The following is a 16,571-nucleotide window of genomic DNA, read 5'->3' as shown; positions in this document are numbered from 1 at the left end:
CAGATGAAATGCAACATAATTTTTTCAATAAATGATATGTTAATTTCTCCCTTACAAATCTCGCTAGAATTTATGTCTATGAAATAAAAAAGCAATGAGCTTCTGCTCACTGCTTTTTATTTCTATAACATTACACCAACGATAATCGCTGATAAAATACTTACTAACGTTGCACCATATACAAGCTTTAATCCGAATGAAGAAACAACATTTGATTGATTTTCATCGATCCCTTTCGTTGCCCCTGCAATAATTCCAATAGATGAGAAGTTTGCAAATGATACAAGGAATACAGAAAGGATACCAACTGTACGAGCTGATAATTCTCCTCCTACTTTTCCAAGGTCAAGCATCGCAACAAATTCATTTGATACTAATTTTGTTGCCATAATTTGTCCCGCTGTTACCATTTCTGATTGCGGGATACCCATTACAAATGCAAGTGGTGAGAAAATGTATCCTAATATTGCTTGGAATGTAATGCCGAAAATAGAATCGAACAAGCTATTAATTGCTGTAATTAACGCTACGAAACCAAGTAACATCGCTGCTACTGTAATCGCAATTGTAAATCCAAGCATAATATATTCGCCAAGCATTTCGAAAAATGATTGCTTTTGTTTATTTTCTAACTTAAGTGTGTCCTCTTCTTCCGTAATATCATACGGGTTAATAATATGAATGATAATAAAACCACTAAATAAATTTAATACAAGTGCTGTTACTACATATTTCGGATCAATCATTTTCATATATGATCCAACAATCGACATAGATACTGTCGACATAGAAGAAGCACAAAGTGTATATAAACGATGCCTCGGTATTTTGCTTAATTGATCTTTTACCGTAATAAATACTTCAGCCTGCCCGACGATTGCTGCCGCTACTGCATTATATGATTCTAACTTTCCTAAACCATTTACTTTACTTAACAGGGTACCAATTGAACGAATAAATATCGGTAAAATTTTAAAGTGTTGCAGGATCCCAATTAATACGGCAAAGAACACGATTGGTAATAATGCTGTTAAGAAGAAGGAAATTTCCCCTTTATTAACAAGACCACCAAATACGAAAACGATTCCAGATTCCGCATATGTAAGTAATGCTCCAAATCCATCAGAAATTCCTTTTACTAAAATATAACCAATCTGTGTATTTAATAGGAAGTACGATAATGCTAACTGAATAACAAGCATAACCACAATTGGTTTATACTTAATCTTCTTTCGATCCGTACTTATAAGAAACCCGAGTATAAATACAACGAGTAATCCTACAAGAAACATAACAAATTTCATAGATAAAATCCTCCATTTAAACCTTATTCAACGCTATAGAAAATTATTTAACGTTGAACGTCTGACCATATAAAAAATAAATAATCCGAACTTTCACCTAACATATAAAAATATATATGCTATACCTCAAAACCCGTCTTACCTCTTACCTGGAAAGACCTTATACATTCTAACATAAATTTCAACTCACATCTTTATATTTCTAAAAAAATATAATAAACATAAAAACTCTATTAATGTTCGGTTTTTCCTACAAACCATAAAAAAAGGCATCAGATTCTCTCTGATGCCCTTTCCTTATTATACAGCTTTTTCTTCTTTTTCTTTTGTTACCATAGAATCTTCCCAGCATTCTGTGTTTTCCAAACCTGGAATAGAGCTTGCATGGAAGACTGGATCTTTCCCTTGTTTCTTTTGCTTTACATAGTCTGTCAACGCAGCATATGCAAATCGGCCAAGAAGTGTAATCGCAATTAAGTTTGTGATTACCATTAGACCCATAAATAAGTCTGCCATATTCCATACGACTTGAAGCGTCGCAACAGAACCGAATAACACCATTCCAACTACTGCAGCACGGTAAATCATTAACCATGTTTTACTTTTCTTAATGAATTCGATATTTGTTTCACCATAATAATAGTTTCCTAGAAGTGAACTGAACGCAAATAGGAAAATAATAATCGCTAAGAAGCTACTTGCCCATGGACCAATTTGTGAGCTTAGCGCCTTTTGTGTTAATTCAATTCCTTCTAAATTCGTTGCCTTATATGCTCCAGAGCATAGTACGATAAACGCTGTTGATGTACATACTAAAAATGTATCTACTAAAACTCCAATTGTTTGAATAAATCCTTGTTTAGCTGGATGCGTTACATCTGCTGTCGCAGCCGCATTCGGCGCACTACCCATACCTGCTTCGTTCGCAAATAATCCACGCTGAATACCATACTTCATCGCAGCCCCGATACCGCCACCTACAGCTGAATCTAAACCGAATGCACCTTTAAAGATTTCTGTGAAAACATCTGGTAGTAAATAGAAGTTTTTAATAACAACGAAAACAGCTACTGCTATATAAATAATTGCCATTGGTGGAACAATCATTTCTGACATACGTGCAATACTTTTAACGCCGCCAAAAATAATAACTGCGACTAATGCAGCTAATGCGATTCCTACAACATAACGCTCTAAACCGAATGCATTTTTAAATGCTAGCGTAACTGTATTTGCCTGTACTGAGTTGAAAATTAAACCGTAACTAATTGTAATCAGAATAGAAAACCAAATTCCCATCCAACGTTTATTTAAACCTTTTTCCATATAATAAGCAGGACCACCACGGAAGCCGCTGCCATCTTTTACTTTATAAATCTGTGCAAGTGTACTTTCTACAAAGCTTGAAGATGCCCCGATAATTGCAATTACCCACATCCAAAAGACTGCGCCGGGTCCTCCCATAGAAATAGCTAGTGCCACACCAGCCAAGTTCCCGATCCCAATGCGGGCTGCTGAACTCATACAGAAAGCTTGGAAAGAAGATACGCTGCCCTTTTTACGTGTCTTTCCAGTTAATCCATCACTCATTAATCGTACCATTTCGCCTAGATGGGTAATTTGTACGAATTTCAATTTAATAGAAAAATAAAGCCCTAAGCCTATTAACATTGCGATAAGAATATATGACCAAAGAATCGTATTCGTTGATGAAACGAACTGTTCTAAAATATTCATACGATTAGTCCCTCCCTTTTCTTCTCATAAATTGAATTATATTTAAAAAATATTCAAAAATCAACATTTTTCGACAGATTATCGCTTCCAAATGTTAGGTTTTATAACACAATCGTGTTACTTGTTAAGAAATATGACTTCTTATTTTTAGAAACGCACATACTACTTGAAGAAATATTTTTCATAAACAAAGCGATTGACAAAAACTAACTCTGTAACTATACTAGTTACAACAAGTGGTATCAAACTTGCTTAACTACATCGATTCATTTTTGCACATACATTTTAGGTATTTATTCTATTAAACATTTGGAGGTATATATTATGAAAATCGGAATTATCGGAGCAAACGGAAAAGCTGGAAGTCGTATTATGAAAGAAGCACTTGATCGCGGTCATGAAGTTACTGCAATCGTAAGAAACGCCGCAAAAATCACAGAGAATAATGTAAAAGTTTTAGAAAAAGATGTTTTCGATCTTACTGCTAATGACATACAAGCATTTGACATAATCGTGAATGCGTTTGGCGCTCCTGCTGGAAGTGAACATCTTCACGTAGATGCAGGGAACGTATTAATTGAGGCAATGAAAGGTGCCCCTAATACGAAGTTACTTGTTGTCGGAGGCGCTGGAAGTTTATTTGTAGATGAGGCAAAAACAACACGTGTATTTGATACACCAGGTTTCCCTAAAGAATATCTTGCAACAGCTCAAAACCAAGGAAAAAACCTAGAAATTTTACAACAAACAAACGATATCACTTGGACATTCATTAGTCCTTCTGCTCTATTCGCATTAGGAAAACGTACTGGTTCTTACAAAGCTGGTAAAGACCACCTTCTTGTTAACGAAAAAGGCGACAGCTATGTAAGTTACGAAGACTTCGCTGTAGCTGCACTTGATGAAATTGAAAATCCAAAACACGTGAACGAACGCTTTACAGTTGTATCAGAAGCTGAATAATAATAGAAAAAAGCGCTGGCAAACGCCAGCGCTTTTTTATCGTTTATAAGGTTTATTCGGTTTCTGCGGTGCTTCAGTTTTTTTCCAGCTTACCGCTAAATCTGGGCTTGTTTTTTCTTCACTGCGCTCTAATAAAACTACCGCATCTTGAATTTTCGGTGTTCCTTTATGCGCGATACCTTGTAATTTTGTTAAAGTTCCTGATACTTTAAAGCTAAATTCACCAGATGGCGTCTGTTTTGGAATTAAAATACGGAACTTTTCCCCCACATTAAACTGTGTTTTTGTTTCGCCCTTTTCATTCACAAATTTAACTCCTGCAGGCGCACCAGTTGCTTGCACTTGGTACGTTCCACTTTTCGCATTTGTTTGCACCGTATATAAACCTGTTTCGAAGAACTCATCTTTTAATACTGCTTCTTGCTTTTCTGACGGCGTAACACTCATCGTAATTTCTTGTACTTCTTCACTGCTCTTTGCTTTCGCAACAATATCTTTCATTACTTTTTCTACATTTTTATTACGAAAATCTAAATCATTAATATCCACTTGTCCCAGCGCATTCCATACAGCGAGCTGCGTCGCATAATGCGCCTCTCTCCAATCAGAGACACCTAATTCTTGTGGACTCTTCTGTGGATATCCATTTAATAACACGCGGTACACCCCAATATCCACCTTACCTATTTCAGGTAAATCTTGACCGCTTGGTGATTTCAAATCTACATTCAAGCAGAATGCAATTTTCCCATCTGCTGTTTTAATAAGCTCTGTTCGGATTGGTTTCTTTTTTGATTTACTGTAGCTCCAATCCATTTGATACTTTGTATGATCCATGACTTCTGCCGATGCTTTTTGGAGTGGGAATAATAAATTCGCAAATACAAATAAAACACTCAAAAAAGCAACCAATAACTTATACGATTGTTTAATATTCATGTTCACAACCCCTTATAAAATAACAAATTTACTACTGTATAGTATCTAGTTAAAAAGTCTTTTTATACATTACTTTTCCCTTCTTAAGACGCTATAAAAAAACACGCGCAGAGATCATTCTACGCGTGTTTCTATTATCATTTAGTTTTCTTGCAATAATAATTTCGAACGTACTAACGCTCCTCTTACCTTAATCCCAACCCATGCAGCTAATGCAGCTTTTATTACGCCTACAATAAGGAAGGGCACAAAACCACCCATGAAAGCAACTTGCCATCCTAGCGATGCCACATACTTTAAGAATACAGTCCCAATCGTTAATGTCACAAACATTCCTAAAACATTTGCCATTAACGAATTCCAAAATGTAAGCTTTGTCTTCTCAGTTAACAAACCAATTAAAAAAGCAGTTGGAATGAAGGCTAATAGGAAGCCGCCTGTAGGACCAAATAAAACGGATAAACCGCCACTAAACCCAGCATAAACAGGAATTCCAGTTGCACCAATTAAAACATATAACAGTACAGATAAAGTGCCATAACGTGAACCCAAAATTGTAGCAGTAAGACCAATCGCTAATGTTTGTCCTGTTATCGGAACGAGCGGCAGAGGAATTGTAACTTGGGCCAAAATACCAATAATAGCAGCAAATAGTGCAGTAACAATTAACATGCGGAAATGATTTGTACGATGATTGTTCATATGTGCCTCCCTAGGAAAATTTCATATTATAAATTTAAGATATCCTATTTCATATACAGAGTAAATATTTGTTTGAATTTTTAGTTTTCTGCAATTAAAAAGAAGAGCACAAATTTTTTTGTGCCCCTCTCTTCTGTTCATTTTAGAAATCAAAGTTATCCGGATCTGGACCAACGCGATGATTCTGATTTAACGCATCAATTTGTTCCATATCTTCTTTTGTTAATTCAAAATTAAATATGTCCGCATTTTGGGTAATACGGTGTTCTTTTGTTGATTTCGGAATCGTTACAACTTCATTTTGTAAATCCCAGCGCAAGATAATTTGCGCAGTCGTTTTACCGTATTTATCTGCGATTTCTTGTAATGTTTCGTTATCTAATAACTGCCCTTGCATAAGAGGTGACCAAGCCTCCATTTGAATACCTTGTTCACGACAGAAGTCCCGCAATTCTTTTTGCGTTAAACGTGGATGATATTCTACTTGGTTAATCATCGGTTTCACTTCTGCATCTTCCATTACATCTTTCAAATGATGAATTTGGAAGTTACTCACACCAATTGCACGTACGCGTCCTTCTTTATATAACTTTTCTAATGCTCTCCATGTATCTTTATATTTTCCTCCTACCGGCCAATGAACAAGATATAAATCTAAATACTCAAGCCCTAACTTTTGTAGACTTTCTTCATAAGCTGCTAACGTCTCTTCGTATCCTTGATCTTTGTTCCATACTTTTGAAGTGATGAATAAGTCTTCTCTTGAGATACCTGCTTCTTTAATACCTTCGCGAATTCCTTCTCCTACCGCTTTTTCATTTGCATAAATCGCCGCTGTATCAATGCTGCGATATCCTTGTTTAATCGCCGTTTTTACTGCATTAACAAGTTCAGGTCCTTCCTCTACTTTAAATACACCTAAACCAAACCAAGGCATTTCCACGCCGTTATGCAACGCTACACGATCTTGTAAATTCTTAATCATATTCTCTTTCTCTCCTATCATCTTTTCATTTGTATAATATGGTTCACTTATAAATATTAACTTTTTACCTGATCTCGTTTTTCTAATCCCATACTCCATGCCGTTAATATGACTGCACCAGCTACCATAATCGCGCCGACCCACGCTGTATGAATTAACCCTAATGAATTCGTTACAATGCCACCAAGGTAAGCCCCAAGAGCAATCCCTGCATTAAAGGAGGCAATGTTAATTGCAGATGCAACATCTACAGCGCTCGGAACAAAGCGTTCAGCTAATATCACAACATATACTTGTAATCCTGGAACATTCATAAACGCGAATAATCCCATTAAAATAATCGTGATGAGCCCTGCTACCTTAAACGGCGCCGTAAATGTGAGTACGAATAGCACAATCGCTTGAATGAAAAACATATAGAATAATGCACGAATTGGATTATGGTTCGATAGTTTTCCACCAATCATATTTCCAATCGCAATTGCAATCCCATACACTAACAAAATGATTGTAACTGTACTTGCTTTAAACCCTGTCACCTCTTGTAATAATGGAGACAAGTACGTAAATGTTACAAATGTTCCGCCGTACCCTAATGCGGTAATTACGAAAACAAGTAATAGTCTTCCGTTTGTTATTAATTTAAATTGATCGCGAAATGATACAGACGTACCTTTTTTTAAACTAGATGGAATTAACAAACTGTTTGCGATAAGGGCAACAATTCCAATTGCTACGATAACCATGAACGAAGCTCTCCAGCCAAATTGTTGACCAATAAATGTTCCAATTGGTACACCTGTGATAGTTGCGACTGTTAAGCCTGTGAACATAAAAGCAATTGCACTAGCACGTTTATCTTCTGGCACAAGAGCTGCAGCGATTGTTGAACCTATCGACATAAATACCCCATGCGCAAATGCAGATACAACTCTCGCAACAAGCAGTACACCAAAGCCTGTTGCCACTCCTGCAATACCATTACCAATAATGAAAACAATCATAATCCACATTAATAACGTTTTCCGTGACATACTAGCTGTCAACGACGTTAATATAGGAGCGCCAAATGCTACTCCTAGTGCATATAAAGACACGGTTAAACCTGCTGTTGTAACTGAAACATGTAAATCGTTCGAAATAGATGGCAATAAACCGACGCTAATAAATTCAGTTGTACCAATTCCAAACGCACTAATCGCTAATGCTAATAAAGCAAACACACTTCTTCTATTTGTTTGAACATCTGAAGACGGTACTGTATATGAACTCAATCGAACTCCTCCTTAATATGAGAAATCCAATCATAATAGTATGATAAAAAGGCCCTTTTATCTTCTAATAAACACAGTTTTACTGCTCACAACTGCTATTATGAATGGTTTCATTCTTTTTCGAAAGAACGCACTTTAAAGTGCGATAGGTACCAAAAGGTAACATAGTTACTTTTTGGTACCGTACTACTCATTTACATCTTACGTATGCTATTATGAAACATGTTCAACATGAAAAACAGTACGTACTTTAAAGTGCTATAGGCACTAAAAAGTAATATATGATTATATAAAAGTTCATTAAAGGTGGTTGTAATATATGAAGACATATAATATTCCTGTAGAAGCAACCTTAGAAGTAATCGGGGGAAAATGGAAAGTCGTCATCCTTTGTCACTTAACAAAAGGAACAAAACGAACAAGTGAATTAAAGCGTTTAATGCCTGGCATTACGCAAAAGATGCTCACACAGCAATTGCGTGAATTAGAAGAAGATGGGGTTATTCAAAGAAAGGTATATAATCAAGTACCACCAAAAGTTGAATACTCTCTTACCGACTACGGTCGGTCCTTAGAAGCGATTCTTGATTCCCTTTGCACTTGGGGGGAGTGCCATCTTGAAAAGAACGGGAATTCGTCCATGCTTATCCCGCAAACAGATCAATCTTAATCAGAAAAAAAGGAAAAAATGAACATTCATTTGCTCGTTTTTTCCTTTTTTTCTCTATAATTAAGTATATTTTAGGTAACAGTAAAATAAAATATATGCTTTTTTCCCTTGCTAATACTAAGTTATGGACTCAAAGTCAAATAATTAGGGATCATTTTTATGTTAACCTGGGTGTATATAGTATATAATATAAGATATATATTATATACACTTTCCGATAAAGGAAGTTTCCATTATACGGACAAGCCATGTATCGGACAGTCCATAAATAATAGGTAAGAAATTATGGTTTTGAATTTATGATTGTCTACTACTTGCAATCATAAGTTTAAAGGCATTTTATTGCGTTTTGTGAAGCTTTGTATAAAGTTTTGCAAATTTTTGCTAACGCTTACCTGTTACTTGGGAATGTTTTATTCCTAAAAAAATAAGAGTATTGCTATCGTAAAGGAGAATTGGAGATGCCAGAAACTATCACTCAAACAAAGCCTGAACAAGAATCTTTACAAATTTCTGCTAGCCAAGGACAACTTGATGTACTTGATCAATTGTTAAAACCTGAAGTACAAGAGTCATTAACTACACTAGTAGAACAACTTCCAAAATTAACTGAGCTTGTTAACATTTTAACTAAGTCTTATGACTTCGCTCAAACTGTTGCTACTGACGAAGTATTAAAAAGCGACACTGTTGGCGCAATCCAAGAGATTGTAGAGCCTGTAAAAGATACAGTGAAAAGCATGGCAGCAACTGCTATCGAAGCAAAAGATCGTGCTGAAGAAAGCTCTGAAGTTATCGGTCTTTTCGGTCTGTTAAAATTACTAAAAGATCCACAAGCACAAAAAATGTTCCGTTTTATCAATGCTTATCTTCAAATTAGTGCAGAACGCAATAATAAATAATTTATCTTATAACAACAATTAGTAAAGACGGGAGATATCATACTATGTCAAAACAAATTGTCATCTTAGGCGCTGGTTATGGCGGACTTCTTGCCGCTTTAAATGTACGTAAATATTACAGCAAATCAGAAGCACAAGTTACAGTAATCAACCAATACCCAACACACCAAATCATTACAGAACTACACCGCCTAGCAGCAGGTAACGTTTCTGAACAAGCTATTGCAATGCCACTTACAAAACTTTTCAAAGGCAAAGACATCGATCTTAAAATTGCAACAGTTGAGTCATTCTCAGTAGACAAAAAAGAAATAAAACTAGCTGGTGGCACTACTTTATCTTACGATGCACTTGTAGTTGCTTTAGGAAGTAAAACTGCTTACTTCGGTATTCCAGGACTAGAAGAAAACAGCATGGTATTAAAATCTGCTGCTGATGCAAACAAAATCTACAAACATGTTGAAGATCGTATTCGTGAATACGCAAAAACAAAAAATGAAGCTGATGCTACAATCTTAATCGGTGGTGGCGGATTAACTGGCGTTGAGCTAGTTGGTGAGCTTGCTGACATTATGCCTAAACTTGCAAAAAGCCACGGCGTAAACCCTAAAGAAGTAAAATTACTTCTTGTTGAAGCAGGTCCAAAAATCCTTCCAGTATTACCAGACGATTTAATTGAACGTGCAACTACTAGCTTAGAAGCACGCGGCGTTAAATTCTTAACAGGTCTTCCTGTAACAAACGTTGCTGGCAATGAAATTGACTTAAAAGACGGTCAAAAAATCGTTGCAAACACATTCGTTTGGACAGGTGGCGTACAAGGTAACCCATTAATCGGTGAATCAGGTCTTGAAGTAAACCGTGGCCGTGCAACTGTTGATGCATACCTACAATCTACTTCTCACAAAGACGTATTCGTTGCTGGAGACAGCGCTGTTGTCTTCGGTCCAGAAGGTCGTCCATACCCACCAACTGCACAAATCGCTTGGCAAATGGGTGAGTTAATTGGATACAACTTATACGCAGCACTAGAAGGCAAAGCATTCGAAGAGTTCGCACCAGTAAACTCTGGAACACTTGCAAGTCTAGGTCGTAAAGATGCTGTTGCTACAATCGGAGCAAGCTCAACTCCACTTAAAGGCTTACCAGCATCATTAATGAAAGAAGCAAGTAACGTTCGTTACTTATCACATATTAAAGGATTATTCAGCTTAGCTTACTAATCTGATTACTAGCCCGAATCGTGATTCGGGCTTTTTTTTATTCTTAAAAAAACTTTCTTTTTTAGATAGAAGAGAGCATCCGCCCATGCATAGGAGCGGGCAGTTCCTTTTTTTTGCCCCATGCCATGTTTAAAACAAAGAGAAATGATGAGTGCAAGGCTCCTTTTGTTCTTCGTGGCAACGATTTATATATTATTCTTATTCGGCATGAAAACTAAATAAACCTCCATAACAATCTTAATATACTGACTTTTTATGACGAAATTGTGTACATAAAAAGAGTAGAAATGAGGATATCTCCTCACTTCTACTCTATAACAAACTTTATTCTCCTAATTTCACCAAGCTGTAATTCTTTTTACCTTTACGGATAATAATAAATCTTCCATCGAATGAATTTTCTACTGTAACATGTGTATTCACATCAGTCACTTTTTCACCGTTCATAGAAATAGCTCCATTATTAATATCTTCTCTGGCTTGACGTCTAGAAGGTTCAATTCCTAAATCAACTAACCACTCAACGATATTTTTTGTTTCTTTTGAAGCATGGAAAGTCGGCATATCTTTAAATCCTTGTTCAATTTCATCCGCAGTTAATGATTTAATATCCCCACTAAATAATGCTTCTGTAATTTTTAGTGCTTGGGACAGTGCATGCTCACCATGAACAAATTTCGTCATTTCTTCTGCTAGCACTTTTTGCGCTTCACGCTTATGTGGCTCCGTTTGAACCTTCACTACTAATTCATCAATTCTATCCTTCGTTAAGAACGTAAAGTATTTCAAGTACTTAACTACATCACGGTCATCCGTATTCACCCAGAACTGGTAGAATTCAAATGGCGTTGTTTTTTCAGGATCTAACCAAACTGCTCCGCCTGCTGATTTACCAAATTTCGTACCGTCTGATTTTAATAATAATGGAATTGTTAATCCAAAAACTTTGGCTTCATGCCCTTCTAATTTACGAATTAAATCTAAACCACTTGTAATATTTCCCCACTGGTCACTACCACCAATTTGTAGTTGTACCCCTTCTTCTTTGTATAAGTGATGGAAATCCATTGCTTGTAATATTTGGTACGTGAATTCCGTAAATGAAATCCCTGTATCTAAACGGCTCGCTACTATATCTTTCGCTAACATACTATTTATACTAAAGTTTTTACCGTAGTCACGTAAAAACTCGATAATATTGATTTGATGCGTCCAGTCGTAGTTATTTACCATTTTCACTTCACTATTGCCGCCAAAATCAAATAGCTTTTGCATTTGTGCTGTTAATGCGTCAACATTATGCTGTACCTGTTCTAACGTCTGCAACTGACGCTCTGTTTGGCGTCCACTTGGATCCCCAATCGTCCCTGTTGCTCCCCCAATTAAAATCACTGGATGATGCCCAGCTAATTGAAACCGTTTCATCATCATAAACGGAATCAAATGTCCAATATGCATACTGTCACCTGTTGGATCTACACCACAGTACAAGGAAATCTTTTTCTCTTCTACTAATTCACGTAATCCGTCTGCATCTGTTTGTTGATTTATGGCATCGCGCCATTCTAATTCATCAATAATGTTCATGTCTTTCCATCCCCTTTAATATTTAAAATTCCAATTTAAAAAACAAAAAAGCCCCTATGTCTACATTAGACATAGGGACGATTATTAACCGTGTTACCACCCAGATTGCACAAATAGGAACAATTTCACTATCCATACCACTCTTAGCAATAATATCGATTGCCACTCCGCTTAGCATTACCTAAGATACTCCAGAGTGTAATTCACAAGTTTGTTTGTGCTAGGTTCCATCAACCCCTAGCTTTCTCGATAACAGTGACAAACTGCTACTGGGCTCTTTCAACGTATTTAATATGTTAAATTATAGCCAATTATAGTGAATTGAAAACACATTGTCAATTATGCCCAAAAAATATTCACAATTTATTTCTTGTAGCATAAAAAAATAAACATATTACGCCATTTATTCCTTAAACCTTTTACTTTAAATCTTCTCCAATAATCCTTACTTCTCTTTCTAACGTAACACCAAATTTCTCTTTAACTGTCTTTTGAACGAAATGAATTAAATCGATATAATCTTGCGCCGTTCCATTATCAACGTTTACCATGAATCCAGCATGTTTTGTTGAAACTTCCACACCGCCAATTCGCGTTCCTTGTAGTTCAGAGTCTTGAATAAGCTTACCAGCAAAGTTATTAGGCGGACGCTTGAAAACACTACCGCATGAAGGATATTCTAATGGCTGTTTCGATTCTCTTTTATACGTTAAATCATCCATTTTTTCTTTAATCTCTTCATATACACCATTCTCAAGTTCAAATGTAGCTTCAAGTATGATGTAATGATTATTGGCAAATCTACTTTTACGATATCCAAAATCAAAGTCGTCTTTTGAAAGAGTAATTAGCTCTCCCTCTTTTGTCATGACAACCGCTTTTGTTAATACATATGCTACCTCACCACCGTATGCACCTGCATTCATATATAGAGCTCCCCCAACAGATCCCGGTATACCACAAGCAAATTCAAGTCCTGTTAAAGAATGTTCTAATGCTATTCTTGATATATCAATAATCGCTGCACCACTTTGTGCTACAATTGTCTGCTCGTTCACAGTAACATCCGTAATATGAGTCAAACTTAATGTAATTCCACGAATACCACCGTCTTTTATAATGACATTCGAGCCGTTTCCTAAAAACGTAATTGGAATGTTGTGTTTATTTGCATACTGTACAACTTGTTGAATTTCAGTATAGGTAGTAGGCTGTACAAACACATCTGCTTTTCCCCCTACTTTTATATGCGTATGATTCTTTAACATCTCATCTTGTTTTACATGTTCTTCCGGTAATACTGTACGTAAATATTTATATACTTCCTGCATATTCATTCTATGATTCCTCTATTTCTATTAATAATTAATGGCCTATCCTCTCGATAGTTCCAGCATTCTTAAAACTAGTTCTCTTATTCTCTTCCATTTCGCTTACAAGTTCATTCACTACACTACATGTAATGCCATGCTGAAAATAAGTAGATAATCGGCCACCACATAGATTACCTAAATAGTTTAGTAAGATAGCTTCCGTCTCTATCTTATCAAAAAATCGAGAAGAAAACTTTACCTTCAAAAATTTTCCGGTATAATCAAGTTTAAGATAGAAAAATTTAAAATCTAATCTCTTCCTTTACAAAACTCTATTATATCGCATGTCAATGCGAAAAAATATGTTTAAAGATGGAACTTTTCAAACTGATAAAAATGTCTATATTTTGTCATATCAAAAATAGACATTACAAAACTGTAAGGCTCTTGTAATATAAAAGGATGCCTCCTTATATGTTAAGGGCATCCTTTTTTCGATTATTTTAATTGAATTTTGACTGGCGATAATGGTTTTTCAGGATGATATGGTGACATCTCCACTTCTAATACATAATTCTTTAAACTAAAATTCTTCACACCATATTCGCCATCTAGCTGAAACGTTGCCTGGAATTGTAACTTCTCCTTATTCAATACCTTCACATCACTGCCCTTTACAACATGACCAATTGGTGCAAATTCCTTATCTACATATGAAGAATCCATTAAATTCATAACTTCCCCACAATTTATCAATTCATCCATAGATTTATGTTTTGTATCGGCATTTTGAAGTGTATACTGTACGATCAATCGCTGTTTTTTATGTTGAATTTTATTCACGACAATCTTTAAATCACTACGAGTGCTTTGTATTTCAAATGGTGTCTTTTGATTTAAAGCCTGAATAGACGGCTTTTCAGATAATCTCACATTCGGATGTAGCGTAATAAATTCCGCTCCCTCTGGAATTTTCCCGAAAATAGATCGTTCATCAGATTCTATCTGATTTCCAACCTTTTCTCTTCCAAATTCAATACCCGACGTTTTAAAATCAATTTCATTCCCCTTATCATCAGTTACCTTTCCAATTCTTGCTAAATCATTTTCTCCGGCAAGTGGATACATTGCTTTATAGTCGATAGCAACGGATCCTTTTCCCACTGTAATCTTTTCAAAGTTAAATGTATGTTCTTTATCTTCACTGCTCACTGATTGCTGCGGATGAATTATTTTATTTTCTAGTTGCTTTACTGGAATATCAAATTTCCAAATCCCTTTTGTGTCTCCGATAGACGTAATGGTAATTGGTAATGTAGTATTTTGGGGAAGCTCTTTTTCTGGATAATTAATATGAATATTTCCGAACCAACCGTCTTTTGTTATTTTGCCATCAAATGAAGCTGCCCTCCCCCACTTTTGGCTTCCATCAACAAGTTTAAAGTTATAATAAAAACCACTACCAGGATTATTTTTTATCACCACTTGATCTGGATTATCTACTTTAAACGTAACGCCAATTCTACCACCATCATAATAAACACTATTCATTGTTACGCTAATCCCATTGCTCACCGCCTGCTGATTTAACTCTGTTACAAGCTTACTTGCCGACAGATTTTGACCAATTGTATCATGAAAATGCGAATAAATTTTCCCGATAATCGGAACTTCCGCCAAGACACGGCTCATTTGTGGAAACACAAATCCAGAGCCTAATACACCTATACAGATTGAAGCGGCAGTTAACAAAGCGATTCTTCTTTTCTTATATGTTCTTTTAACAGGTTTTTCCGCCTTCGCTCTAGCAATCCCTTTTTGTATAGTCAAATTTAATTCTTTTTTTGGAACATCAATTTTATTTACCTCGTCATTAAACCACTGCTTATCCAATTCTCTTCACTCCCCCCTAATAAATTTTTTAACGCTTTTCTTGCCCGGTGCAAATATGTCTTTACTGTTCCCTCTGGTATATTCATTTGCCAAGCAATTTTATTGATTGAAAGATCATGATAATAATATAAAATGATTACTGTTTGATAATTTTCATCCAATTTTTGAATTGCTTCTTGTAAGTCGATATTTTGTTCAATTTGATGTAATTTATTTGGCATCTCGCCATATGTATCCGCTTCTCTTCCGTCCTCTATCTTCTTCACTTTTTTCTTTTCACTTAATAGCTGATAGGCATTGTGTATAAGAATACGTGTCAACCATGTCAAAAAATAGTTCGGTTTCTTTAATTGCTCTATGGATAAATACGCTTTATAAACTGTTTCTTGTACAATATCTAGTGCATCTTCTTTATTCTGTACATACAGATAAGCAGTCCGATACAATTGATCTTGATATAAACTAATAAGCTGTTCGAAAGCTGCATCGTCACCTTTTCTTGCCTTTTTGACTAATTTTATTTCATCCATCGTATCCCCTCCTTTCATTTATTAGATAGATAGAAGGGCAGTTTGGTTTCAAAAATTTATTTTTGTTCCATACAAAAGAGCACATCCAATCGAATGTGCTCTTTTTACACTTAATTATTTATCGTTTTCTTCTTTTTCCCTATCAAACCATAATAATTCATCATCATCAACATCACCATTATAGTTGATCAGAATTTCTTCTCCTGCTTTTATATCCTTGTAAGCAAAGAATTTAAACGTGTGATTCTCAAAAACGATCTCATACGTCGCATTCGGCGTATAAGAATGATTAAATAACATACCGTAACCTAAAAGAATTGCCGTATGATTCACTCCATACTCAAATGCGTAATCAGCAAGTAATGTTTTCTCTATAAACTCATGCTGTTCATTCGGATAAGAGATAACGGGTGCTTCGTGTAGAAGTTCGCCCTTTTTTATATCACGCTTTGCGAATACTCCTCTATTAAATTCTCCATCGCTAAGTGCGGAAGTCTTGATTTCAATCATATTCTTCACCTATACATTTCTTTCTCTGAAGTATTTTGT

Annotated in this window: 15 protein-coding genes and 1 other annotated feature; of the genes, 4 read left to right on the top strand and 11 right to left on the bottom strand. The window is 35.7% G+C overall.

What is annotated here, in order from left to right; all coding sequences use genetic code 11:
* Positions 1-122 precede the first annotated feature (122 nt).
* Both MHH71_RS18335 and MHH71_RS18330 read right to left on the bottom strand, forming a co-directional pair.
* Positions 123-1,304 (bottom strand): NupC/NupG family nucleoside CNT transporter, encoded by a 1,182-nt coding sequence (locus MHH71_RS18335; protein ID WP_006096459.1) that lies wholly within the window; start codon positions 1,302-1,304, stop codon positions 123-125.
* A gap of 300 nt (positions 1,305-1,604) precedes the next feature.
* A complete protein-coding gene (locus tag MHH71_RS18330; RefSeq protein WP_003201744.1) occupies positions 1,605-3,041 on the bottom strand; it encodes an alanine/glycine:cation symporter family protein in 1,437 nt (478 codons plus the stop codon).
* Positions 3,042-3,365: 324 nt separating this feature from the next.
* Here MHH71_RS18330 and MHH71_RS18325 point away from each other — a divergent pair, with 324 nt between their 5' ends.
* Positions 3,366-4,004: an NAD(P)-dependent oxidoreductase gene (locus MHH71_RS18325; protein ID WP_006096457.1), complete on the top strand. Its 639-nt coding sequence runs from the start codon at positions 3,366-3,368 to the stop codon at positions 4,002-4,004.
* A gap of 36 nt (positions 4,005-4,040) precedes the next feature.
* Here MHH71_RS18325 and MHH71_RS18320 read toward each other — a convergent pair whose 3' ends face one another.
* From MHH71_RS18320 to MHH71_RS18305, 4 genes are all read right to left on the bottom strand, one after another.
* Positions 4,041-4,943, bottom strand: a complete 903-nt coding sequence (locus MHH71_RS18320; protein ID WP_003202008.1) for a thioester domain-containing protein — start codon at positions 4,941-4,943, stop codon at positions 4,041-4,043.
* A 141-nt stretch (positions 4,944-5,084) separates the two neighbouring features.
* Complete coding sequence (locus MHH71_RS18315) at positions 5,085-5,645, bottom strand: biotin transporter BioY (RefSeq protein ID WP_006096456.1); 561 nt, start codon at positions 5,643-5,645, stop codon at positions 5,085-5,087.
* Between the two features lie 142 nt (positions 5,646-5,787).
* A complete protein-coding gene (locus MHH71_RS18310) occupies positions 5,788-6,630 on the bottom strand; it encodes an aldo/keto reductase (protein ID WP_167535685.1) in 843 nt (280 codons plus the stop codon).
* A 56-nt stretch (positions 6,631-6,686) separates the two neighbouring features.
* A complete protein-coding gene (locus MHH71_RS18305) occupies positions 6,687-7,904 on the bottom strand; it encodes an MFS transporter (protein ID WP_033799218.1) in 1,218 nt (405 codons plus the stop codon).
* 319 nt (positions 7,905-8,223) lie between these two features.
* On the opposite strand from MHH71_RS18305, the gene MHH71_RS18300 reads away from it, so the two are divergent.
* The 3 genes from MHH71_RS18300 to MHH71_RS18290 all read left to right on the top strand — a co-directional run bounded on the left by MHH71_RS18300 (position 8,224) and on the right by MHH71_RS18290 (position 10,699).
* Positions 8,224-8,574 (top strand): winged helix-turn-helix transcriptional regulator, encoded by a 351-nt coding sequence (locus MHH71_RS18300; protein ID WP_003202000.1) that lies wholly within the window; start codon positions 8,224-8,226, stop codon positions 8,572-8,574.
* Positions 8,575-9,035: 461 nt separating this feature from the next.
* Complete coding sequence (locus MHH71_RS18295; protein ID WP_003201998.1) at positions 9,036-9,476, top strand: DUF1641 domain-containing protein; 441 nt, start codon at positions 9,036-9,038, stop codon at positions 9,474-9,476.
* 44 nt (positions 9,477-9,520) lie between these two features.
* Positions 9,521-10,699, top strand: a complete 1,179-nt coding sequence (locus MHH71_RS18290; RefSeq protein WP_003201996.1) for an NAD(P)/FAD-dependent oxidoreductase — start codon at positions 9,521-9,523, stop codon at positions 10,697-10,699.
* A 324-nt stretch (positions 10,700-11,023) separates the two neighbouring features.
* Here the strand turns inward: MHH71_RS18290 and tyrS are convergent, their stop codons facing one another.
* From tyrS to MHH71_RS18265, 5 genes are all read right to left on the bottom strand, one after another.
* Entirely contained in the window at positions 11,024-12,286 is a 1,263-nt protein-coding gene (gene tyrS, locus MHH71_RS18285; protein WP_006096451.1) for a tyrosine--tRNA ligase, read from the bottom strand.
* A gap of 70 nt (positions 12,287-12,356) precedes the next feature.
* Positions 12,357-12,578 (bottom strand) — a binding site (T-box leader).
* Between the two features lie 127 nt (positions 12,579-12,705).
* The gene (murB, locus tag MHH71_RS18280) at positions 12,706-13,623 is read right to left on the bottom strand and encodes a UDP-N-acetylmuramate dehydrogenase (protein ID WP_006096450.1); all 918 of its coding nucleotides are present in this window, start codon (positions 13,621-13,623) and stop codon (positions 12,706-12,708) included.
* Positions 13,624-14,097: 474 nt separating this feature from the next.
* Positions 14,098-15,492 carry a DUF4179 domain-containing protein gene (locus MHH71_RS18275; protein ID WP_033799217.1) on the bottom strand — a complete coding sequence of 465 codons (1,395 nt, stop codon included), beginning with the start codon at positions 15,490-15,492 and terminating at the stop codon, positions 14,098-14,100.
* On the bottom strand, positions 15,462-16,022 hold the full coding sequence (locus MHH71_RS18270; RefSeq protein WP_018765075.1) for a sigma-70 family RNA polymerase sigma factor: 561 nt from the start codon (positions 16,020-16,022) through the stop codon (positions 15,462-15,464). Before MHH71_RS18270 ends, MHH71_RS18275 begins: the two co-directional genes overlap by 31 nt.
* 114 nt (positions 16,023-16,136) lie before the next feature.
* The gene (locus MHH71_RS18265) at positions 16,137-16,532 is read right to left on the bottom strand and encodes an SET domain-containing protein (RefSeq protein WP_003201985.1); all 396 of its coding nucleotides are present in this window, start codon (positions 16,530-16,532) and stop codon (positions 16,137-16,139) included.
* Positions 16,533-16,571 lie beyond the last annotated feature (39 nt).

It is taken from the genome of Bacillus sp. FSL H8-0534 (assembly GCF_038005885.1).
Classification (GTDB): domain Bacteria; phylum Bacillota; class Bacilli; order Bacillales; family Bacillaceae_G; genus Bacillus_A; species Bacillus_A pseudomycoides.
Note: the sequence above shows the minus strand (reverse complement) of the source record. Positions and strands in the feature narration are given on the sequence as shown.